The organism is Priestia filamentosa (assembly GCF_900177535.1).
In the GTDB taxonomy this organism is placed as follows: domain Bacteria; phylum Bacillota; class Bacilli; order Bacillales; family Bacillaceae_H; genus Bacillus_I; species Bacillus_I filamentosa.
Window position 1 is genome coordinate 23395 of sequence record NZ_FXAJ01000002.1, and the last position, 22420, is coordinate 45814.

20 protein-coding genes are annotated in these 22420 nt (G+C 35.0%); 15 read left to right on the top strand and 5 right to left on the bottom strand.

Annotated features, from left to right (window positions below; genetic code table 11):
• Window positions 1–56 precede the first annotated feature (56 nt).
• The 12 genes from B9N79_RS07330 (at window position 57) to B9N79_RS07385 (ending at window position 12713) form a co-directional block, all read left to right on the top strand.
• Window positions 57–695, top strand: a complete 639-nt coding sequence (locus tag B9N79_RS07330) for a bifunctional 4-hydroxy-2-oxoglutarate aldolase/2-dehydro-3-deoxy-phosphogluconate aldolase (protein WP_019395250.1) — start codon at window positions 57–59, stop codon at window positions 693–695.
• Window positions 696–697: 2 nt separating this feature from the next.
• Window positions 698–1711, top strand: coding sequence for a sugar kinase (locus tag B9N79_RS07335; protein WP_046217055.1), 1014 nt, complete (start codon window positions 698–700; stop codon window positions 1709–1711).
• Window positions 1712–1771: 60 nt separating this feature from the next.
• Entirely contained in the window at window positions 1772–2602 is an 831-nt protein-coding gene (kduI, locus tag B9N79_RS07340) for a 5-dehydro-4-deoxy-D-glucuronate isomerase (protein WP_019395252.1), read from the top strand.
• Window positions 2603–2756: 154 nt separating this feature from the next.
• Window positions 2757–3539: a 2-dehydro-3-deoxy-D-gluconate 5-dehydrogenase KduD gene (gene kduD / locus B9N79_RS07345; protein ID WP_046217056.1), complete on the top strand. Its 783-nt coding sequence runs from the start codon at window positions 2757–2759 to the stop codon at window positions 3537–3539.
• 117 nt (window positions 3540–3656) lie between these two features.
• Complete coding sequence (locus B9N79_RS07350) at window positions 3657–4493, top strand: sugar phosphate isomerase/epimerase family protein (RefSeq protein WP_046217057.1); 837 nt, start codon at window positions 3657–3659, stop codon at window positions 4491–4493.
• A 391-nt stretch (window positions 4494–4884) separates the two neighbouring features.
• The gene (locus B9N79_RS07355; RefSeq protein WP_040057981.1) at window positions 4885–5853 is read left to right on the top strand and encodes an AraC family transcriptional regulator; all 969 of its coding nucleotides are present in this window, start codon (window positions 4885–4887) and stop codon (window positions 5851–5853) included.
• A 270-nt stretch (window positions 5854–6123) separates the two neighbouring features.
• The gene (gene rhaB, locus B9N79_RS07360; RefSeq protein WP_040057980.1) at window positions 6124–7539 is read left to right on the top strand and encodes a rhamnulokinase; all 1416 of its coding nucleotides are present in this window, start codon (window positions 6124–6126) and stop codon (window positions 7537–7539) included.
• A 17-nt stretch (window positions 7540–7556) separates the two neighbouring features.
• Window positions 7557–8825 (top strand): L-rhamnose isomerase, encoded by a 1269-nt coding sequence (rhaA, locus tag B9N79_RS07365; protein WP_085118093.1) that lies wholly within the window; start codon window positions 7557–7559, stop codon window positions 8823–8825.
• Window positions 8826–9047: 222 nt separating this feature from the next.
• A complete protein-coding gene (locus B9N79_RS07370) occupies window positions 9048–9737 on the top strand; it encodes a FadR/GntR family transcriptional regulator (protein ID WP_275080540.1) in 690 nt (229 codons plus the stop codon).
• Between the two features lie 103 nt (window positions 9738–9840).
• Window positions 9841–10557: a (Fe-S)-binding protein gene (locus tag B9N79_RS07375; RefSeq protein WP_019395259.1), complete on the top strand. Its 717-nt coding sequence runs from the start codon at window positions 9841–9843 to the stop codon at window positions 10555–10557.
• Between the two features lie 18 nt (window positions 10558–10575).
• Entirely contained in the window at window positions 10576–12000 is a 1425-nt protein-coding gene (locus tag B9N79_RS07380; RefSeq protein ID WP_046217059.1) for a LutB/LldF family L-lactate oxidation iron-sulfur protein, read from the top strand.
• Window positions 12000–12713, top strand: a complete 714-nt coding sequence (locus B9N79_RS07385; protein WP_046217060.1) for a LutC/YkgG family protein — start codon at window positions 12000–12002, stop codon at window positions 12711–12713. Before B9N79_RS07380 ends, B9N79_RS07385 begins: the two co-directional genes overlap by 1 nt.
• A 375-nt stretch (window positions 12714–13088) precedes the next feature.
• Here B9N79_RS07385 and B9N79_RS07390 read toward each other — a convergent pair whose 3' ends face one another.
• The 3 genes from B9N79_RS07390 to B9N79_RS07400 form a co-directional block, all read right to left on the bottom strand.
• Window positions 13089–14360 (bottom strand): MFS transporter, encoded by a 1272-nt coding sequence (locus B9N79_RS07390; RefSeq protein WP_019395262.1) that lies wholly within the window; start codon window positions 14358–14360, stop codon window positions 13089–13091.
• Window positions 14361–14448: 88 nt separating this feature from the next.
• Window positions 14449–14763, bottom strand: coding sequence for an L-rhamnose mutarotase (rhaM, locus tag B9N79_RS07395; protein ID WP_046217061.1), 315 nt, complete (start codon window positions 14761–14763; stop codon window positions 14449–14451).
• A gap of 392 nt (window positions 14764–15155) precedes the next feature.
• Window positions 15156–15968, bottom strand: coding sequence for a DeoR/GlpR family DNA-binding transcription regulator (locus B9N79_RS07400; protein WP_046217062.1), 813 nt, complete (start codon window positions 15966–15968; stop codon window positions 15156–15158).
• A 472-nt stretch (window positions 15969–16440) separates the two neighbouring features.
• On the opposite strand from B9N79_RS07400, the gene rhaD reads away from it, so the two are divergent.
• Together rhaD and aldA are read left to right on the top strand one after the other, a co-directional pair.
• A complete protein-coding gene (rhaD, locus tag B9N79_RS07405) occupies window positions 16441–17265 on the top strand; it encodes a rhamnulose-1-phosphate aldolase (RefSeq protein ID WP_040058443.1) in 825 nt (274 codons plus the stop codon).
• A 45-nt stretch (window positions 17266–17310) separates the two neighbouring features.
• The gene (aldA, locus tag B9N79_RS07410) at window positions 17311–18777 is read left to right on the top strand and encodes an aldehyde dehydrogenase (RefSeq protein WP_046217063.1); all 1467 of its coding nucleotides are present in this window, start codon (window positions 17311–17313) and stop codon (window positions 18775–18777) included.
• A 277-nt stretch (window positions 18778–19054) separates the two neighbouring features.
• Here aldA and B9N79_RS07415 read toward each other — a convergent pair whose 3' ends face one another.
• On the bottom strand, window positions 19055–20170 hold the full coding sequence (locus B9N79_RS07415) for an NADH:flavin oxidoreductase (protein ID WP_046217064.1): 1116 nt from the start codon (window positions 20168–20170) through the stop codon (window positions 19055–19057).
• Between the two features lie 369 nt (window positions 20171–20539).
• Window positions 20540–21214, bottom strand: a complete 675-nt coding sequence (locus B9N79_RS07420) for an NAD(P)H-dependent oxidoreductase (protein ID WP_040057975.1) — start codon at window positions 21212–21214, stop codon at window positions 20540–20542.
• A 308-nt stretch (window positions 21215–21522) separates the two neighbouring features.
• Here B9N79_RS07420 and ybaK point away from each other — a divergent pair, with 308 nt between their 5' ends.
• The gene (gene ybaK / locus B9N79_RS07425; RefSeq protein ID WP_019395270.1) at window positions 21523–22005 is read left to right on the top strand and encodes a Cys-tRNA(Pro) deacylase; all 483 of its coding nucleotides are present in this window, start codon (window positions 21523–21525) and stop codon (window positions 22003–22005) included.
• Window positions 22006–22420 lie beyond the last annotated feature (415 nt).

The following is a 22420-nucleotide window of genomic DNA, read 5'->3' on the forward strand; positions in this document are numbered from 1 at the left end:
TTTTATTTCTTATTTGGAAATATCGATATCCTATTTCTCTGGAGGATGACTCAAAAATGAATATATTATCTAAACTTTCTGATTGTGGAGTAGTTGCAGTTGTAAGAGGTGACTCAACAGAAGAAGCTATCCGTATTTCTGAAGCGTGTATAAAAGGAGGCATAAAGGGTATCGAAGTTACATTTACTGTTCAAGATGCAGATTCCGTTATCAAAGAGCTGGTCTCTATCTATGATAACAATGATAATGTCGTTATCGGTGCGGGAACAGTGCTTGATGCCCAAACGGCACGTATTGCAATTTTGGCTGGGGCTGAGTTTATTGTAAGTCCAAGCTTTGATAAAGAAACGGCAAAACTATGCAACTTGTATAAAGTTCCTTACATGCCTGGTTGCATGACAATTACGGAAATGAAAACTGCATTAGAATATGGTGCAGACATTGTGAAATTATTCCCAGGAAGCGCCTTTGGTCCTGATTTTGTTAAAGCAGTAAAAGCACCACTTCCTCAAGTCAATATTATGCCAACAGGAGGTGTAAACTTAGAAAATATTAAAGAATGGATTCAAAACGGTTGCACGGCTGTAGGAGTAGGAGGCAATTTGATTGCTCCAGCGAAAACAGGGGATTTTGAACAAATTACCTCACTTGCTCGTCAGTATGTAGAAAAAGTGCAAGAGGCAAGGGTGGGGTAATGATGAAAAAAGTGGTAACACTTGGTGAAATTATGCTTCGTCTTTCTACTAATACTGGGGAGCGTCTTTGGCAGTCAGATAAGTTGACAATGCACTATGGAGGCGGAGAAGCAAATGTGGGAATTTCACTTTCCCATTTTGGACATAATGTTTACTTCGTTAGTAAAGTACCAGATAATGCCCTTGGGCGTGGAGTTAATCGTCATCTCCAATCTCATGGAGTTTATACGGATTATGTTCTAACAGGGGGAGAAAGGTTAGGCACTTATTATCTAGAAAGTGGAGTAGGAGAGCGGAGTGCGAAGGTTACGTACGATCGAAAATACTCTAGTTTTTCTACTTTAACAATAGCGGACTTAAATTTAGAAGAGATTTTTCACGAGGCAACACTATTTCATGTTTCAGGAATCACTTTAGCTCTATCCCCTGATTTACAAGAATTAACCCTTCTAGCTTTAAAGAAGGCGAAAGAAAAAGGGATAAAAACAAGCTTTGACTTTAATTATCGTGCATCTCTTTGGAGCCAAAAAGAAGCATCTGAAGCAATTCAGCCTCTCTTACCTTATGTAGATATTTGTTTTTGTGGGGAACTGGATGCTATTCATTTACTTTCAATAGAGAAAGCAGAAGATTCTTTATCAGAAACAGATAAACTTAAATACTATTACGATAGAATCAAAGAAATGTATCCGAATATTCAGTATATAAGTTCAACTTTCCGTCATGTGATTTCTGCTTCAGTAAATACATTGCAAGGGAATTTGTATGAAGATGGAAAGCTGCATCAAAGCAGGGTCCATTACATCGACCAAATTGTGGATCGAGTTGGCGGTGGAGATGCATTTGCAGCAGGTGTACTTCATGGAATAATCAATCACTTACCTTTACAACAAATCATTTCATTTGCAACAGCTGCTTCTGCATTGAAGCATACAGTTCATGGTGACTGTAATGCTTTTTCTGAAGAAGAGATTTTAGAATTTGTAGCTAATGAAAGAGGAAAGATTGTTCGATAAGAAGAGAATGAAAAATTTTATGACTAAAAAACAATATTAAATGATAAAGGAGAATGAATAATGGAAACTCGTTACGCTCATCATCCCGAAGATGTAAAACATCAAACAACAGAGGAATTAAGAAAGAACTTTTTAGTTGAAACTCTTTTTGAGAAAGATCGTGTTCACTTAACATATACACACAATGATCGAATGATTTTTGGAGGCGTCACTCCTGGAACAGAGGAACTAACAATTCAATTAGATAAGGAACTTGGCGTAAACTACTTTTTAGAACGTCGAGAGCTTGGCATTATTAATATTGGAGATGAAGGTACTGTTATTCTTGACGGAGTGGAATATGAAATGAAAGGCCGCGACGGTTTATATGTTGGACGCGGTACAAAAGATGTTCGATTCCGTTCAAAAGATGCTAACAAACCAGCTAAATTTTATATCAACTCAACACCAGCACACCATACGTATCCAACAGTGAAAATTGATATAAAAGAAATTGATCCGCTTCATAAAGGTGAACAAGCAACATTAAATGAGCGCAATATTTATCAATATATCCATCCAAACGTTTGTGAAAGTTGCCAACTTCAAATGGGATTAACGATGCTTTCACCAGGAAGTGTATGGAATACAATGCCTTGCCATACTCATGAGCGACGTATGGAAGTCTACTTATATTTTGATATGGAACCAGATACTCGTGTATTCCACTTTATGGGCAAACCAGATGAAACAAGACATTTAGTTATGAAAAATGAACAAGCAACCATTTCACCAAGTTGGTCTATTCATACTGGAACAGCTACAAGTAACTACACATTTATTTGGGGCATGTGTGGAGAGAATATTACTTACGACGATATGGATCATGTAGAAATGGAAGAACTGAGATAAGTTAGTTAACACCTAGCTAAGAGAAAACAAATAGTATCCTAACATAAGCGATACTATTTGTTTCTCTTTAATGCAAAATATAAGTTTTTTGGTTCGTGAAGTTAAAATATGAGATTGAAACATCAAGAATACATAAAATTGGGGGAGTTAAGCAATGTCGAATAATTTGAATTCATTTTCAATGGACTTCTTCCGTCTTGACGGGAAAGTGGCAATCATTACTGGTGGGAACAAAGGTCTAGGTCAAGGATGTGCTGTGGCCCTTGCTAAAGCAGGCGCAGACGTGTTCATTGTAACACATGGAAAAGAGTGGGATGAGACACGAGCTCTTGTAGAGGAAGCTGGAGGAAATGTTCACTTCCATCAAGCAGATTTATCAGATCGCTCCTCTATTAAACAAGTAGTTTCAGAGTGTCTTAACGTATATAAAAAGATTGATATTTTAATTAATAATGCAGGAACAATTCGTCGTGCCCCTCTTCTCGAATATAAAGAAGAAGATTGGGATGCAGTAATGGCGATTAATCAAGATGCAGTTTATTTCTTAAGCCAAGAAGTCGCAAAAGTAATGGCTGAACAAAGGAGCGGTAAAATTATTAATATCGCTTCCATGCTTTCTTTCCAAGGCGGAAAATTTGTTCCTTCCTATACAGCAAGCAAACATGCTGTAACAGGGCTTACAAAATCATTTGCTAATGAGCTTGCTGAACATAACATTCAAGTAAATGCCATTGCGCCGGGATATGTAGAAACAGCGAATACAGCTCCTATTCGTGCAGATGAACAGCGTAACAAAGAAATCTTAAGCCGTATCCCTGCTGGACGCTGGGCAACTCCAGTAGATTTAATGGGCACAGCGGTATTCTTGGCAAGTCAAGCTTCTGACTATATGAACGGACACATTTTAGCTGTTGATGGTGGTTGGTTAGCTCGATAACTCTATTTTTATAGAATAGATTATTAAAAATTGTATGAGCTGTATCGCATTAGTGATACAGCTTTATTATATTACATTTGATATGCAGGACACTAAAAATAAAAAAGGGTGATATAAATGAACCTAGGCATAAGAGGTCATGATATTGAAAAGAATGGTTTAGAGGAATTAGTAGAAGAAATTGAAAAAAAGGGGCTTACATCTGTACAGTTAGCTTTAAGTAAATCTTTAAATTATGTAAATACAGATTTAGGAAGTTTAAGCCCTGGTCTTGCTCATTATGTAGGAAGTACCTTTCAGAAACACGGTATTCAAATCGCTGTATTAGGTTGTTATATTAATATGATTCATCCTGATAAAGTGGAAAGACGAAAAGGCTTAGAAAGATTTAAAGAACATATAAGATATGCAAGAGATTTCGGGTGCAGTATTGTAGGGACGGAAACTGGTAATGTAAATGCTGAAATTTTTTATACTACGGAAAACTTCAAAGAAGAACCATTCCAAGAAGTAGTCGAAAGTGTCCGTGAACTTGTAGAAGAAGCTGAAAAATTTGGCGTAATCGTAGGAATTGAAGCAGGAGTGAATCATCCTATTTATTCATCAAAAGTGATGAAAAGGCTTTTAGATTGTGTGAATTCCAATAATCTGCAAGTGATTTTTGATCCAGTAAATTTACTGACGATAGATAATTATAAAGAACAGAATGAGATTTTTGAAGAAGCATTTAACTTATTTGGAGATAGAATGGTTATCCTACATGCCAAAGACTTTATTGTAGAAGATCAAATGTTAAAACCAGCTGCTGTTGGGAAAGGATTATTAAATTATGACCTAGTCATGAAATTAATAAAGGAGAAAAAACCTTTTATAAATATCTTAATGGAAGATACACAAGAACCTTTTATAGATGAAAGCATTGTTTTCTTAAGAGAGAAGTATAATCAAGGTTAAGGAACAGTATTATGAAGTATTTTGTGATCCGATAGAGTATTTATCAATTATGGAATACTCATTTGTTTAATGAACATGTTTTGGTTTGCATTTCTAGGTAGTTTTTTAAAAGGTTAAATAAAACGTTAGAAGAAAAATGAGCTTATCAAAGGTCCTTTGTTTTGGCAAAGGACTTTTTTTATGGTTAAAATCTAGATTACTTTTATCAACAATTTGAAGTATATTTGTATTAATATAAGGAACTTAATCAAAAATACTTTTTACATTATCATTTTTAATTGTTAATAATAATAGGTAATCAAAACACCAATTCAATTGCTAGAATAGTTAGAAACCATACTTTAAAATGAGTATACAAAGTGAAGAAAGATGGCAAAAAAGGAGAATTTCTATGCAACATGAGCTTTTAAATGAATTATTAAAGATAACAGAAGAAGAGGAAATAATCTTACAAAACAGAAGAGAAATCAAAAAAGAGCTTTATACAAATCAGTCCAATTTTATTATTGAAAGCGAAAAATTTCTCAGTAAGGATAAGATGATTATGGTTCGCCAACATACACGCTTTGTTGATTTTCCTAAACATAAACACAATTATATTGAAATCAATTATGTTTATAATGGAGAATTAAATCAAAAGGTAGGGAACCAAAAAATAAGTTTAAAACAAGGGGAGCTGTTATTTTTAAATCAGCATATTGAACATGAAATTGCTGCATGTGCAACAGAAGACATTGTTATTAATTTCATTATTCAACCTCAATTTTTCGATTTTATTTTCTCTTTCTTAACAACTGAAAATAGAATTAGTAATTTTCTAATCAACAGTTTATACAATAGCACTCAAAACGGACAATTTCTCTACTTTAAAGTTTCAGAAGTGGAAAGTATTCAAGATTTAATCAAAAAAATTATTATGGAAATTAGGTCTTCTGCCTTTATGTCTGAATCAACTGTTAAATTATATATGGGACTTTTAATTGTTGAACTAATTAAACATGCTGATAAGGCTGAGCATACAGAAGATTATCCTGTCCAGCACTACTTAATCGTTGAGTCTTTAAAATATATCGATGAAAATTTTCAAAAAGCTTCATTATATGAGTTATCTTCTCAATTAAATCAACCCCACTATGCTTTAAGTAAAGAAATTAAAAAGGCTACAAATTATACCTTTAAAGAGTTACTTCAAGAAAAACGTTTGAGCAAATCAAGAGAGTTACTAGAAAGTACAGATATGCCAATTGCGACAATAATAGATCAAGTTGGGTACGATAATGTTAGTTATTTCTATCGAATTTTTAAAAATAAATATAATCAGACACCAAAACAATTTAGAGAGCATTTAGCGAAGGAATAAAGAGCTAAATGTTCTTTTTATGGAGTTTTTATCCAGCTAAATGCTATCATCATAAAACTGAAATCTTTTATGTTATGCGCTTTCATTCTAAAAGGACTTGTTCCATAAATTTGTTTAGGATAACAGAAAAATCTATAACAATTAAAAGTTAAATGTAATGTATTTTTGCAAATAAGGACAATAAATAAATAATTTTAGTCATTATTTACTCTTTCAATCTGTTTTAAGATAAGAACATAAGCAAACGCTTTCAGATAAAGGGTGATAGTAATGAAGAAATGTTGTTTAGCTGTTGATATTGGTGCATCTAGTGGTCGGTTGATTGCTAGCTACCTTAAAAATGGACAATTAAAACTAAATGAAATTCACCGTTTTGAAAATAAAATTGTCCGAAAAGATGACCAATTTTGCTGGGAACTTGATCGATTATTTTTAGAAATCAAAAAAGGGATTAAAAAATGTCAAGGTAAAGGTTTGAAGCCGGAAAGTATAGGAATTGATACATGGGCAGTTGACTTCATACTCCTAGATGATAATGAAAAACCTTTGACTAATTCCGTTGCTTATCGAGATTCACGAACAGATGGAATGATGGATGAAGTCTTTAAAATCATAATGAAAGAACGTCTATATTTAGAAACAGGTATTCAGTTTCAAAAATTCAATACGATTTATCAACTTTATTCCATTAAACAAAACAATCCAGAGATCTTAGATAAGGCAGCATCATTCCTTATGATTCCTGACTATTTTAATTATCTACTAACAGGAAAAAAGGCAAATGAATATACAAATGCTACGTCAACTCAACTAGTTAATGCATTTACGAAAAAATGGGATGACGAAATTCTAGATCAATTAGGCATTAAAAAGGAAATCTTTCAGGAGATTCACAATCCTAAAACAGTGTTAGGAACGCTGAAAGAGGATCTTGTAGAGGAATTTGGTTTTGATATGAAAGTTATTTTGCCCGCAACACATGATACAGGATCAGCTGTTATCTCGGTTCCAGAGCTAGACGAGACCATCTATATAAGTTCAGGAACATGGTCTTTAATCGGGGTCGAAAACTATTTTCCAATTTGTATTACAAAGGCTCTAGACTACAATTTTACGAATGAAGGCGGTATTGATTATCGCTATCGATTCCTAAAGAACATTATGGGACTTTGGATGATACAGGAAGTAAAAAGAAATTATCAAGATCAATATTCGTTTGCTGAGTTAGTTGATTTAGCTCGCCAAGTTCAAGAATTCACCTCTACTGTTAATGTAGATGATCCAAGGTTTTTAAAGCCAGAAAATATGATTGAGGAAATTCAACGCTACTGTCAAGAGACAAATCAAGCAATACCAACCACACCTGGTGAAGTAGCCAAGTGTGTATATGATAGTTTGGTATGCAGCTATCAACAAGCTATTAATCAAATTGAAGAAATATTTGAAAGAAAATTCGAAAAGATTAATGTTATTGGTGGCGGTTGTCAAAATGAAATGTTAAATCAACTAATTGCTGATACAACGAAAAAAGTAGTATATGCAGGTCCAATAGAGGCAACAGCCATTGGAAATATTGTGTCCCAATTAATGGCAGTGGGGGAAATTGAAGATATAAACGAAGCAAGAACAATTGTTAAGCATTCTTTTGAAGTGAAAAAGTTTTCACCTTCAATTATTACAGCATAAGAAAGGAAGAATATTAAATGACACTTAATGAAAAGTATGAAATTGCGAAAAAGGAATATGAAAAATGGGGAATCGATGTTGATAATGTATTGGAACAGTTAAAAAATGTACCTATTTCGATTCATTGTTGGCAAGGGGATGACGTTGCTGGCTTTGAGGTAAATAAAGGAGAGTTATCAGGTGGTATTGATGTAACAGGAAATTATCCAGGTAAAGCAAGAACACCTGAGGAATTACGAGCAGACCTTGAGAAAGCGCTATCTCTAATTCCTGGGAAACACCGTGTGAACTTACATGCCATTTATGGGGAAACAAATGGAGAAGTAGTAGAAAGAGATCAATTAGAGCCAAAACACTTTGAAAACTGGGTGAAATGGGCGAAAGAACATGGTTTAGGATTAGATTTCAATCCAACATTATTTTCACATGAAAAAGCAGCAGATGGTTTAACATTATCACATCCAGACGAGAAAATTAGAGAATTCTGGATTAACCACTGTATCGCTAGCCGTAAAATTGGGGAGTATTTTGGTAAAGAATTAGGTACACCATCTTTAACAAACATTTGGATTCCTGATGGCTATAAAGATGTTCCAAGTGATCGCCTCACGCCTCGTCAAAGACTAAAAAATTCACTAGATACGATTTTTAGCGAAGAAATAAATGAAGAATATAACCTGGATGCTGTTGAAAGTAAGTTATTTGGAATTGGCTCTGAGTCTTATGTGGTAGGTTCACATGAATTTTACTTTGGATATGCATTAAAAAATAATAAGTTATGTTTATTAGATACAGGACATTTCCATCCAACTGAAACAGTATCAAACAAAATTTCATCTATGTTACTTTACAGTGATAAAATTGCTTTACATGTATCACGACCTGTTCGTTGGGATAGTGATCATGTTGTGACATTAGATGATGAGTTACGTGAAATCGCTCTTGAGATTGTTCGAAACGGTGCATTGGATAAAGTCATGATTGGTCTGGATTTCTTTGATGCTAGTATTAACCGTGTAGCAGCATGGACAATTGGCACAAGAAATATGATTAAAGCATTACTATATGCAATGTTAGTACCAAATGAACATTTAAAACAGTTACAGGAAGATGGGAACTTTACGGAAAGATTAGCGTTAATGGAGGAATTTAAGACATATCCTTTTGGTGCGATCTGGGATTATTACTGCGAAAAAATGGGAGTTCCAGTAAAAGAAACATGGTTAGAAGACGTGAAGCAATATGAGCAAGATGTATTAGTAAAAAGAGACTCTGTTTTAGCCTAAGATATTGAGTGAAAACGATATAGTAAATTTATAAATAGGTATAGACAGGGGGAGGATCTAATAGATCAATTCCCCTGTTTTATATTTTGACAATTCTTTCTTATACAAACAAAGAGCAAGACTAAGCTTTTTTATATTAATAGAATAAGAACAATTTTAAAGGTGTTAGGATGATGGCATGTGGAGTATAAATCAATTCGTCCAAAAAAGATATATGAGGAAATATCAGACCTTATTCTTTCTATGATACGAGAAGGGACATTAAAACCAGGAGATAAGCTGCTTTCTGTTCATCAGCTTGCAGAACAATTCGGAGTGGGAAGGTCTGCTGTGCGTGAAGCATTAAGTGCTGTTCGTGCGATGGGGTTAATTGAGATGCGACAAGGAGAAGGGACCTATGTGAAAAAATTTGATCCTTCGCATTTACTAATGCCTCTACATTCTCATCTTTTATTGCAAAAAGAAGATCTTGTTCACTTATTTGAAGTTCGAAAAATCGTTGAAGTGGGAGCTGTACAAGCCGCAGCTATAAAGCGTACTAAAGAAAATTTAAAAGAAATGGAATGCTGGATTGACAAAGGAAAAGCTGTGGCGGGTGATAAAGAAGGGAAAAGGGTTGTCGATTTTCACTTTCATCTGACAATTGTTAAGGCTTCTCATAATCCAATTTTATTAAAACTTATGAGCCATATCTCAAAATTGATTGAAAAAACGATCGATGAGACTTATCATTCCATTTTATACGAAGAACAAATAACCAAAAATTTATTTGATGGCCATCTAGCTATTTATGAAACTATTAAAAAACAGGATGTTGAGAGTGCAAGCAAGGCAATGATGAATCATTTAATAGAAAGTGAAAAACTACAGTCTGTTTTAAGACATCCTAAAGATGAATATAGTGTGATTTAAAAAATTTTTCTAGATTGCATATATCATTTTTATCATTACCTTTTATCTTTTAGTAGTCAGATGACCAGATAAATTTAAGTGTATGTTGAGAGGAGATTTAAAAATGAAAGTGAGTCTATTTATCACATGCTTAGTCGATACTTTCCAATCAAATGTTGGTAAAGCAACAGTCGAGTTACTTGAGCGTCTTGGGTGTGAAGTTTCATTCCCTACCTCCCAGGTTTGTTGCGGTCAGCCTGCTTATAATAGCGGCTATGTTGCCGAAGCTAAGAAAGCCGCGAAAAATATGATTCAAACTTTTGAAGATGCGGAGTACGTAGTGACGCCTTCTGGATCTTGTGCAACTATGTTTCATGAGTATTCGCATATATTTGCAGGAGATGTTGAATGGGAGGAACGAGCAAAGCGCCTTGCCGAAAAAACATATGAACTAACTCAATTTATTGTAGACGTTTTAAAGGTTACAGATGTGGGGGCGCGTTTAAAAGGAAAAGCAACTTATCATACATCTTGTCATATGACACGTTTGTTAGGCGTTAAAGAAGCACCTTTTACGCTGCTTTCTCATGTAAAAGAATTAGAAGTCGAGCAACTTCCGAATTCTCAAAATTGCTGTGGGTTTGGTGGAACTTTCTCTGTCAAAATGATGCCAATATCTGAACAAATGGTAGACGAAAAAGTAGCGAGTGTGGTGAAAACAGGAGCAGACTATTTAATTAGTGCAGATTGTGGGTGCTTAATGAATATTGGGGGAAGAATGGAGCGATTAGGAGAATCAGCCAAAGTATTGCATATCGCGGAGGTATTAAATAGCCGTTAAATCAAGGGGGAATAAAAAATGAGCATGAAAATCAGCGATAAAAAGTTTAATGAACGTGTTGATAAAGGTATTCAAGATTCTACAATGCGTGAAGCCGTATCTACAGCTCAAGAGCGCTTGTATACACGTCGTTTGGCAGCTAGTGATGAGCTTGGGAACTGGGAAGACTGGCGTGAGTTAGGAGAGCAAATTCGCCAACACACATTGGAAAATCTAGACTATTACTTAATGCAATTAAGTGAAAATGTTACAAAACGTGGGGGAAATGTGTTTTTTGCAAAAACAAAAGAAGAAGCAGCTCAATATATTAAGGAAATAGCAGAAAAAAAGCAAGCTAAAAAAGTCGTTAAGTCTAAATCAATGGTAACAGAAGAAATTGAAATGAATAAAACACTCGAAGATATCGGATGTGAAGTAGTAGAGAGTGACCTTGGCGAATACATCCTACAAGTGGATGATCATGAGCCACCTTCTCATATTGTAGCTCCAGCTCTTCATATGAAAAAAGAACAAATTCGTGATGTATTTCAAGAAAAATTGGGTTATGAACAATCAGAAGATCCTTATGAAATGACAAAATTTGTTCGGGAAATCCTTCGTGAAAAATTTCTTGAAGCAGAAATTGGTGTAACAGGCTGTAACTTTGCAGTTGCAAATACAGGTTCCATCTGTCTAGTAACCAATGAAGGAAATGCAGATCTTGTCACAGCTATTCCTAAAACGCAAATTGCCGTAATGGGAATGGAACGTCTAGTACCAACAATGGAAGAACTAGATGTGCTTGTGGGATTGCTATGTCGAAGTGCAGTCGGGCAAAAGCTAACAAGCTACATTACGACAGTGGGTCCTAAATACGAGGAAGAGGCAGACGGTCCAGAAGAATTTCATCTTGTTGTAGTTGATAATGGACGTTCTGAAATTTTAGGATCTGAGTTTCGCCAAGTTTTACAATGTATCCGTTGTGCAGCCTGTATTAACGTATGCCCAGTGTATCGTCATGTTGGAGGGCATTCTTATGGCTCTATCTATCCAGGTCCGATTGGTGCAGTATTAAGTCCATTATTAGGAGGCTATGACGACTATAAAGAGCTTCCATATGCATCAAGCCTTTGCGGGGCATGTACAGATGCTTGTCCAGTTAAAATTCCATTGCATGATCTGCTTGTAAAACACCGTCAAGTTATCGTTGAAAAAGAAGGACGTGCTCCCCTAGCTGAGAAACTTGCGATGAAAATGTTTGGCATGGGCGCTTCATCTGCTGCTCTGTACAAATTAGGAACAAAGATGGCACCTACAGCTATGAAGCCTATTGTATCAGGAGATCGAGTATCTAAAGGAATTGGACCTTTAAAAAACTGGACAGAGATTCGGGAGTTTCCAGCTCCAAGTAAAGAACGTTTCCGGGACTGGTTTGATGATCATAAAAAAGGCGGTGAAAAATAATGAAGGGAACATCTCAAAATCAAGAAGTTTTTTTAAATCATATTGCTGAACAACTTGGGCGTGAAAGACGAAAAAGTGGGGTTACACGACCAGACTGGAAGAACAATGTGAATTGGGAAGTAATGAAAGGATATACAGAAAAAAAATTAATAGCTACGTTTACAGAGCATTGCAATAAAATTCATACGGTTGTTCTGGAAACAACAAAAGCTAACTTATCCCAAACATTAAAACAAATTGTTTCCGAACATGGAGGCGGTCCTATAATGACTGCTGATGATTCACGTTTCGAAGAATATGGATTAACAAATTTGCTTGAGGAACAATGGCCAAAAGAAGAAATAGAAGTAAGCATGTGGAATCCAATTAAAGGACGCGAAGAGAACCATACCTTAGCTGAAAAAGCTAACTTCGGCATTGTGTTCAGTGATTATGCACTTGCAGAATCAGGAACAATTGTTGTGAAAACTCATTCAGGACAAGGACGCGCTCTACACTTTTTACCAACTATTTATGTGGCTATTATTCCACGTGAGACGATTGTGCCACGGATTACGCAAGCAGTTCATGATTTAAATCAACAGGTAGAAAAGGGAGAAGACGTTGCTTCTTGTATTAACTTTATCTCTGGACCAAGTAATTCTGCAGATATTGAAATGAATTTGGTTGTGGGTGTGCATGGCCCCTTAAAAGCTTTTTATTTAATTGTGTAATATTAGGGCAAATACAAATAGAGATTCTAACTAGAATCTCTATTTGTATTTATAAGGTGATATGTAAAGGGAGAATAAACGAGCAAGTAGAATCAATGTAATAAATAAAGGAACGAAAGGTTAGGTTAGAAAAAATACCGGCTTGTTTAAAGAAAGAGGACAGACTCGTAAAACTGCTCAAATTATAAAAATACTAGAAGTCAAAAGTACGATGCATATTATATATAGGAATTCAAGAAGGTGAAGAAGGGACTTTCTGTGTAAATAGAGTAGTTAATTTTTTTAGATAGAGAGTAAATCAATAACCTAGAATAAAAGAGCCAAGCCCCCTAAAATGGAGCTTGGCTCTTTTATTTCTTATTTAGTTGTATTCTTTTAAGCGCTGTATCGTTCCTCTTCAATTTCTTTTAATGATTTTCCTCTTGTTTCTGGAGCCATTACTAATCCAATGACTGCTGCAATTAACAGGAATCCAATCATAATAGTACCTGATATTTTAAATCCTAATGTAGAGATCATAGTTGGAATTGCAAGTGAAATAAGACCAACAGCTACACGTGCTGTACAGAAAAGAAATCCTTGTGCTTTTGCACGATATTTTGTATGAAATAACTCACTTGCCCATAGGCCGTAGAAGGCTTGAGCACCAAAGCCTGCCGCAGTTCCCCAAAGAATAACAAATATAAGCAGTTCAGTCATTCCCATTCCACCATATGTGAGAACAGCCCAAGCAACAATCCCCATTGCAGCTCCTACTCCATATAGTATACGTCTGTTTACTTTATCACCTAACTTAATAAAAACAAAGTACGATCCTAGAACAGTTAAGACCCATAAAAAGGCTTGTAATAAATTTGCTTGTGTTGATGAAAGTCCTCCAACAGTTTCATAAATATAAGGCATAAAGTATCCCATTACCCCAGCAACTAGGTTCCAGAAGCAATAGATGCCAAGCAATAAAACAATGGCATGACGATTTGCCTTGATTGTGAATAATTCTTTAATTGGGCTTTTTAGCTTTTTACCCTGTGCTTTTTGGCTCTCTTCTTTTTGTTTTTCTTCTTCCCAGATTTTTGATTCATTAATTTGCTGTTGCATAATCCATGTAATTAAAGCGATTACAAATAACTGACCAAAAATAATTCTACTTCCTAATAGACCTAATGGAGCTAAGGCTACAGAAAGAAGTAACGAGATAGCGGGACCAATAGACCATGCTAACTGCCCCCATCCTACACGAGATGCACGTTCATTTTCAGGTGCTTCTTCTGCTATATACGTCCAAGCAGCAGGAATGGCAGCTCCTACAGCTAATCCTGTAATAACATAGCCTATTAATAACATCGGAAAGTTAAAGGATAGAATAGTTAGTAAGACACCAAACATATATACAAGTAAATCATATTTATAAATTAACTTACGACCATACTTATCAACCAACATGCCTCCTAATAAGGCTCCTGCTGCTGAAGCAAAACCATTGGCACTCAGTGCTCCTAGTAACCCTAATTTAAAATCATCTAGATTTAAATATTCCATCCAAAGTGTTAATCCACCAGCAGCAGCTACAATGGAACCTGCTTCTAAATAGTTTGACATCGCTACAGTAAGAGTAGACTTTAATCCACCTTTAGTATTACTGGCCATATTCAAAACTCCTCTCAAATTCACCCAAACAAGGATATAAATATTTGGATTTCTGTGATTTTCTTGCTGACTGTATCTTCTTAAAGAGTTATGCTAAGTAAAACAATTCATCTAAGTCCACAGAACGGGGACTATTATCTGAATTCGTTTCCATTAAAGGCTCCATGTAATCCCACCACTTTTTACAAATAGCGCTTTGGGCCATCTTGCTCCACTTATCTTCATCTTCAATCTCCAAATAAGCAAATAATTTTCCAGTTTCTTTTTCTAAGAAAATTGAATAGTTATGAGCGCCATGTTCTTTTAATCCTTCTACCATTTCTGGCCATATCTCATCATGTCGACGTTTGTATTCGTCAAATTGCTCTTTATAAACAAACATAATACTTGCTTTTCTAATCATTACTTTCACCTCAAATAGTTTATAGGAATATTAAGATAGCGCTTACAATGCGCGTGTGTTATAACATGGTACTTATTAGATTGAAATAGGGATAGTGTTTTGAATTCGTTTGCAAATCTAGACATGTCAAAATGACGGCTTGCTAGCTTTTTCTTGTTTAAACATAGTTTTCTACCTAACGAAAATAACTGGACATAAAGTATAAATTGTCACTCTCTTTAAGAAGAATCTTGAAACATCTTGTTTATAGTATACATATTAACACAAAAACAAAATAAAACAACAATTATTTTTGTTTTGTTTTTGTTTATGTTTTAAAAGTGTTTGTTTATAAAAAAGACAAACTTACCTATAGAGGAGTTTGCCGAATAGAATAGCGTATAGAATTTTACTTAACTGTGTACAGTAGCTTCTTTGAAAAAATAAGAAGCAGGCTCCTTATCCCCATTTACAGCTGTTACCGTTATCTTTTTCTCTTTAAGTATTTCTTTTGAAGTGTTGTCTAATTTGGCATCTACAATAATTTGATTAATATTGTGCAAGGAAGTAATATGAGAAAAATCTCGATGTCCAAACTTACTTGAATCAACCATCAAAATGGTTTGGGCTGACCTTTCAATCATTTTTCTTTTTAATAATGCTTGCCATTCATTTGAATCGCTTAATCCATTTGTTAAATCAAGTCCCTTACAAGAAAGAAAAGTTTTATCAACATGATAATTATCAAGGGATCGTTCTGCTAAAGGTCCAACGTAAGATAACGATTTAGGAAGCAGTATGCCTCCTGTTGATATAACCTCAATTTTTTCTTTTTTACTAAGTTCCATTGCTACTTTAATTGAATTTGTAATAACAGTAAGTGGAAAATCAGGAAGGGAGCGTGCCATATACCATGCAGTAGTGCTAGCATCAAGGATAATTCGATCTCCACTTTTTACTTGATTAACAGCTTCACGAGCAATTATTTTCTTTTCTATTACATTTATGATTTCTCGTTCAGAAAAATCTACTTCTAGATTTTTTTCCTGAATGCTGAGAGCTCCTCCATGACTTCGGCGCAACTTATTTTCTCTTTCAAGCTTCTCAAGATCACGTCGAATAGTTTCTTCTGTTACGGAAAATATTTCACTTAGTTCGGAAACACGGATGGTCGTTCGTAAGTTTACTAAGTCCACAATCTTTTTTTGTCTTTCAGCTACTAGCATTTCTAACTTCCCTTCTTTTTTACAGTTTTAAAAAATTACGAATAGTAAATCCAAAAATAAATATATAAGTCATTTTTTGTTTATTTTTGTTTAATCATATCATATTTCTTAAATAGAGAGGGATTCCCTATAATAAAAAGAAAATTAAAAGTGTTTTTTCTTATATAAACAGATTAATTTCTATTATTAACTAACTAACTAATATCACAAGTTGGAATACTCTATAAAGAGATGATTAGTAGCTAAAAAACAAAGATGTAATAATGGTTGAAAAATAAAAAAACAAAACAAAACAAAAAAATATTGTTTATTTGTGTTGACTTTTTTCTTTGAAAAACATATCATGGTTTTGTAAATACTTTGATTCAAATATTTAAAGTAGTAGTTATTATATATAAACTTCAGAATTAAAAAGCTATTTATAATATCTCTTAAAGAGAATAAAGGGAGAGATGATGAAGTGAAAGAGGTTATGACAAAGAAAGACATATTAAAAGCTCCTTTCCTCCAAGAAATGACGAAAACGACCGCAAATCTTTATCGATTAGGGTGGGATGAACGTAATGGGGGAAATATTAGCTATCTATTAGACGAAGAGGAAGTAGCTACGTATTTAAATATTAATGATATTAAGCGTACAGTACCAATGATTTTTGATGGTTCTGCTTTAGCTGGAAAGTACTTTATTGTAACTGGTTCAGGTAAATACTTCAAAAATGTAATCGATAACCCAGCTGAAAATCTTGGCATCATTCGTATAACTGAGGATGGTAGATCTCTTGATATTTTATGGGGATTAGAAGACGGGGGAGTACCAACAAGTGAACTTCCTTCTCATTTAATGAGCCATATTGAAAGATTGAAAGTGGATCCAGATCATCGTGTTATTATGCATTGCCATGCAACTAACCTTATTGGAATGACTTTCACTCACAGCTTAGATGAGAATGCGTTTACAAAAACATTATGGCAAATGTGCACAGAATGTATTGTTGTATTTCCAGAAGGAATTGGTATTATTCCATGGATGGTTCCAGGAACTGATTCAATCGGGGAAGCAACTGCAGAAAAAATGAAAGATGTTCGTTCTGTTATCTGGCCTCATCATGGGGTATTTGGAGCCGGAACTACGATGGATGAAACATTTGGTTTAATTGAAACAGCTGAGAAAGCTGCAGAAGTATATACAATCGTATGTGCACAAGGCGGAGTTAAACAAACAATTACAGATCAACAGCTTCAAGACCTAGCAGATGCATTTAATGTTGTGCCAAAACAGGGAATTTTAAACTTATAAAAATAAACGCAGATAAAATTCACAATTATTAGGGGGACTTGGGAAATGAGCACACAAACAGATGTTAAACAATATCAAATGTATATCAATGGAGAGTTCACGAATTCTAGTTCTAATGAATTCATCCAAGTAATAAATCCAGCAACAGAAGAAATTATTTCAGAAGTACCAAGCTGCACAATCGAAGAAGTTAAAGAAGCTATCAATTTTGCAGAAGAAGCCCAAAAAGAGTGGAAGAAAAAACCTGCTGCTGAAAGAGCAAAGTATCTAACTCGTTTAGCTGAAGAAATTCGAAAGAATAAAGATTATCTAGCACGTGTTATTTCAGAAGAACAAGGAAAAGTACTTGCTCTCTCTACTACGGAAGTTGAATTTACAGCTGACTATATTGATTACATGGCAGGATCAGCAAGAACTTACGAAGGAGAAATTCTTCAAAGTGACAGACCAAATGAAAACATTATGATTTTTAAGGAACCGATTGGTGTTGTAGCTGGATTTCTACCATGGAATTTCCCGTTCTTTCTTGTAGCTAGAAAAGCTGCGCCTGCATTAGTAACAGGAAATACAATTGTAATTAAACCTAGTAGTGATACACCAAATAATGCGATTGAGTTTGCAAAATTAGTAGAAAAGGTAGGCATTCCAAAAGGGGTATTTAACCTTGTAACAGGACGTGGCGGTACAGTTGGTAATGAGCTTGCTTCAAATGAAAAAATTGGTTTAGTAAGCTTAACAGGTAGCGTAAATGCAGGTGTAAGTGTTATGGAAGCAGCTGCTAAAAACGTAACAAAAGTAAGTCTAGAGCTTGGTGGAAAAGCGCCTGCTATTGTAGCGGAGGATGCAGACATCGATTTAGCAGTTAAGGCGATTGTAGACTCACGTGTTATTAATACAGGGCAAGTGTGTAACTGTGCGGAACGTGTATATGTTCATGAAAATATCGCGGATACATTTATCGAAAAAATCGTTGAGGCAATGAAAAATGTGAAATACGGTAATCCACTTGAAGATAAAGACTTAGATATGGGGCCGCTTACAAACAAACAAGCACTAGAGTCTGTTGACTCAATGGTGAAAAAAGCAGTGGAAGAAGGGGCTCAAGTATTAACAGGTGGAAAACGTGGAGATGCAAAAGTCGGTTATTATTATGAACCAACTGTTCTTGTGAATGTAAAGCAAGATTCACAAATCGTACAAGAAGAAGTATTTGGACCTGTTCTTCCAATTATGACATTTAAAGATCTAGACGAAGCGATTGAACTTGCGAATGACTGTCAGTATGGCTTAACATCTTCTATTTTCACACAGAATCTAGATACAGCAATGCGCGCTGCAAATGAATTACTATTTGGTGAAACATATATCAACCGCGAAAACTTTGAAGCTATTCAGGGCTTCCATGCAGGTCGTAAGAAATCTGGAATTGGCGGAGCGGATGGTAAGCATGGTTTAGAAGAATTTTTACAAACTCATGTTGTTTATCTCCAACGCAATCCAAATAAAAAATAATATAAGAGAAATATAATTTCATATTGAGAGCAATATTAATAACTTGCAACATATTTTAGGACTAATTCAAAAATCTGTGAATTAGTCCTTTTTTTCATGTGGATGATTTTAAGAAAAAGTCTATTTAATGGAGAAATAATAGTAATATTCACCTGGATATCGGTTGAATAACCTGCTTTATTTAGATGACATTAGATACAAAGAAGAAAAAAGCCCAGAGGGAACTTCTATTGAAGCTTCTTCTGGGGCTATTTTAGTTTTTTTATTGATTGGTATCCTATACTAAAGTCTTTAAATCTTCTTTTGTAAAGGCAGTTAGCTCTTCCGTTTTACCGTCACGAATTTTAGTTACCCATGCAGGGTCATTCAATAGTGCTCGACCAATTGCTACAAGGTCGAACTCTTCGTCTTCTAGACGTTGAACTAATTCATCAATACTTGCAGGTTGACTGCCTTGGCCTTTTGTAAGTAAATCCATAAATTCAGAATCTAATCCAACAGAGCCAACCGTAATAGCAGGTTTGCCTGTTAGTTTACGAGTCCAGCCTGCCAAATTAAGATCAGAGCCTTCAAATTCTGGTTCCCAGAATCGACGAGTTGATGCGTGGAAAATATCAACGCCAGCTTCTACAAGCGGTGTGAGAAAACGTTTTAGTTCGTCATGGTTTTTCGCTAGTTTGAAATTGTAGTCGTTGGCTTTCCATTGAGAAAATCTAAAAATGATAGGGAAGTCAGGACCAACAGCCTCACGTACGGCTTTAATAACTTCTACTCCAAAGCGAGTGCGTTGAACTAAATCCCCGCCATATTCATCGCTACGTTTATTGAAGGAATCGGCGAAGAATTGGTCAATTAGGTAGCCATGAGCTCCGTGAATTTCAACTGCGTCAAAACCGATTTTTTTAGCATTAGCAGCAGCTTGCCCATAAGCATTCACAATGTCCTGAATTTCTTGCACACTAAGTGGTTCAGATACTTGTTCACCACTAAAGTTGATGCCTGAAGGTCCAACAGGAGTAGTATCTGAATCAGGGAAATGTTCTTTTTGACGAGCCATTCCTGTGTGCCAAATCTGTGGAGCAATTTTCCCACCAGCTTCATGTACTTCTTGAACGACACGTGCCCAGCCGTTTAATGCTTCTTCTCCGTAAAAATGAGGAACATCGTGTTCCGCTCCTGCAGCAGGATGTTCAATAAGTACTCCTTCAGTAATAATTAACCCAACTTCATTTTCTGCTCTGCGACGATAGTAAGCGGCAACATCAGCTCCTGGAATTCCATTTGGTGAAAAACTACGAGTCATAGGTGCCATGACGATACGGTTTTTAAGTTTTAGATTTTCAAATTCAAATGGCTTAAACAAAGGTTCAATAGATTTTGGTGAATTCATCATTTTTCTACTTCCTTTACTTGTTAATTTAAGTTTTTTGAGGAAATTTCATTGTTGGTAAAAATTAATGTTACGTTTTAGTATATAAATAATTTATTGCATGCGCACGCATATAAATTATCATTCCTTTAGTTAACCTGTCAAATAATATGTTTAGTGTCTAATTTTACTTTTTAATATATGTCATATTTAAAAATACTTAGTGTGTTGGAGTATAAATTATCACTATATATCTTTCTTTGTCAACACATATACTCTTAACTAAAACGGAAGATGAACAATCTATACGTGAGCGTTTGTGAATACATATATGGAGTGCAAAAGCCGATTCCGTAATAGAGGAATCGGCTTTTTATTTATGCATGTCAAATATTAATCAACCCACTGAACAACTTCATCTTGGCTCTGTCTAGATTTTTCGCGATGTGGTTCTTCAGCTCTGTATCCAAATGCTGCCATAACGGATACGCTAAAGTTTTCACGATCTAGCAAACCTTCATTCTCTAAGACCTCATTTACTTTTTCCATATGGAAGCCTTCAATTGGACAAGAATCAATGCCAATTAATGCTGCGGCTGTTAACATATTACCGAGTGCAATGTAAGTTTGTTTGCTAGCCCAGTCAAACAGCGCTCGTTCACTTTCGTATAGGTTAAGGTTAACACCTTGGAAGTGTTGATAAGCTTTCACCATTTGCTCCATCTTATCATCAGGAACTTTTTTCACATTTTTTAAAATATGTTGCCCATAATCTGACTCAGGTGTGGCATTTTTACGTGCAAGAATAATAACGAAGTGACTAGCTGTCGGAAACTGACCTTGAGCTCCGGAGCTTACTTCACGTAATTTTTCGCGAATTTCACGATTTTGAACGACTAAGAATTTCCATGGTTCATATCCAATTGAACTTGGTGATAAGCGGCCTGCTTCTAAAATGATATGAAAGTCTTCTTCTGAAATTTTTTTCGCTGGATCAAATGTCTTTGTCGCATGACGAAAGTTAAAGGCATCCATAAGCTCTTGTTTTTTTGTTGCATGATTAATCATAATAAATCCACCTTTCTTAGCTTTTTCATACATCATTCCATGAATAGAGAACGTAACTAACGGTAATCTTCAATACGAGTCTATTGTAATGGACTAAACCATTTTAGTAAAATAAATACAACTGAGTAAAAGTTTTAGAAAAACTGTAGTAATAAGCGAAGTTAAGCTATCAGCCCTTACAAGCTAATGTTCGGTGAGGTTCTGGAGCTATGTGAAAGGACTTAATAATTAAGAATATAGCTTTGGAAGAGTAAGGGAATTGTCAGTATGACCTAACCTTTACAAAAATTAAATTTGTGGTGATAATGATGGGGAAAAAAGTAGACAAAACAAATGTCATGAGAATTCTTGATCAGAAAAAGATTTCATATCGCGATTATTCTTTCGATAGTACAAAGCTTCAAGGGATTGAAGTTGCCACCTATCTTAAAGAAAATCCTGAACAAGTATTTAAAACACTTGTTACAGTAGGAAAATCAAAAGAACATTATGTTTTTATGGTTCCAATTGCAAAAGAGCTCGATTTAAAAAAAGGGGCGAAAGCAGTAGGAGAGAAGTCAATTGAGATGATTCTGCAAAAAGACCTTTTATCTCTTACAGGATATGTACATGGAGGCTGTTCCCCTATAGGAATGAAAAAACAATTTAAAACGTTTATCGATGACACAGCGAAAAACTTTAATACCATATATTTTTCTGGTGGACGTGTAGGACATCAAGTACAAGTGTCACCAAGTGATCTGCAAAAAGTAATTAGAGTTACTTTTGCGCCAATCACAAAAGATACGTAAAATTAGGACAAGCTAAGTGGAATCATAAAATTATACAAGTTGATTATTGAAAATAATACGTAGTGTTTTTAGTGGTTCGGTTTTTGTAGAAGTCTAAGTGTATAATAAAAATTTGAAAGATGTGTCTACAGAAGGTTGTTTGTGGGCAAAACGAACCTATCCCCGCTCTCATTACCGCTGTGAAATGCATCCTAAGTGATCTTATAATGAATAATCTATTAAAGGAGTTAACTTTTAAGTTAACTCCTTTACGTTTGTTATGGGAAACCTGAAAGTAGGTCTGCTGGCATATTTACATGATATATAGAGGAAAAAGAGGAGTTTGTTTAGAAACTAGAAGAGTAAGGGAAAAAGATGTATACGTATGAAGGTTTAAGATAACCGTATTTCATTGTTAAAAGACTTTCTGTCTTAG

Bases quoted from the DNA above. Each gene is read 5' to 3' on its own strand.
- B9N79_RS07330 (WP_019395250.1), top strand. From the start codon at position 57: ATGAATATATTATCTAAACTTTCTGATTGTGGAGTAGTTGCAGTTGTA.
- B9N79_RS07335 (WP_046217055.1), top strand. From the start codon at position 698: ATGAAAAAAGTGGTAACACTTGGTGAAATTATGCTTCGTCTTTCTACT.
- kduI (WP_019395252.1), top strand. From the start codon at position 1,772: ATGGAAACTCGTTACGCTCATCATCCCGAAGATGTAAAACATCAAACA.
- kduD (WP_046217056.1), top strand. From the start codon at position 2,757: ATGTCGAATAATTTGAATTCATTTTCAATGGACTTCTTCCGTCTTGAC.
- B9N79_RS07350 (WP_046217057.1), top strand. From the start codon at position 3,657: ATGAACCTAGGCATAAGAGGTCATGATATTGAAAAGAATGGTTTAGAG.
- B9N79_RS07355 (WP_040057981.1), top strand. From the start codon at position 4,885: ATGCAACATGAGCTTTTAAATGAATTATTAAAGATAACAGAAGAAGAG.
- rhaB (WP_040057980.1), top strand. From the start codon at position 6,124: ATGAAGAAATGTTGTTTAGCTGTTGATATTGGTGCATCTAGTGGTCGG.
- rhaA (WP_085118093.1), top strand. From the start codon at position 7,557: ATGACACTTAATGAAAAGTATGAAATTGCGAAAAAGGAATATGAAAAA.
- B9N79_RS07375 (WP_019395259.1), top strand. From the start codon at position 9,841: ATGAAAGTGAGTCTATTTATCACATGCTTAGTCGATACTTTCCAATCA.
- B9N79_RS07380 (WP_046217059.1), top strand. From the start codon at position 10,576: ATGAGCATGAAAATCAGCGATAAAAAGTTTAATGAACGTGTTGATAAA.
- B9N79_RS07385 (WP_046217060.1), top strand. From the start codon at position 12,000: ATGAAGGGAACATCTCAAAATCAAGAAGTTTTTTTAAATCATATTGCT.
- B9N79_RS07390 (WP_019395262.1), bottom strand. From the start codon at position 14,360: ATGGCCAGTAATACTAAAGGTGGATTAAAGTCTACTCTTACTGTAGCG.
- rhaM (WP_046217061.1), bottom strand. From the start codon at position 14,763: ATGATTAGAAAAGCAAGTATTATGTTTGTTTATAAAGAGCAATTTGAC.
- B9N79_RS07400 (WP_046217062.1), bottom strand. From the start codon at position 15,968: ATGCTAGTAGCTGAAAGACAAAAAAAGATTGTGGACTTAGTAAACTTA.
- rhaD (WP_040058443.1), top strand. From the start codon at position 16,441: ATGACAAAGAAAGACATATTAAAAGCTCCTTTCCTCCAAGAAATGACG.
- aldA (WP_046217063.1), top strand. From the start codon at position 17,311: ATGAGCACACAAACAGATGTTAAACAATATCAAATGTATATCAATGGA.
- B9N79_RS07415 (WP_046217064.1), bottom strand. From the start codon at position 20,170: ATGATGAATTCACCAAAATCTATTGAACCTTTGTTTAAGCCATTTGAA.
- B9N79_RS07420 (WP_040057975.1), bottom strand. From the start codon at position 21,214: ATGATTAATCATGCAACAAAAAAACAAGAGCTTATGGATGCCTTTAAC.
- ybaK (WP_019395270.1), top strand. From the start codon at position 21,523: ATGGGGAAAAAAGTAGACAAAACAAATGTCATGAGAATTCTTGATCAG.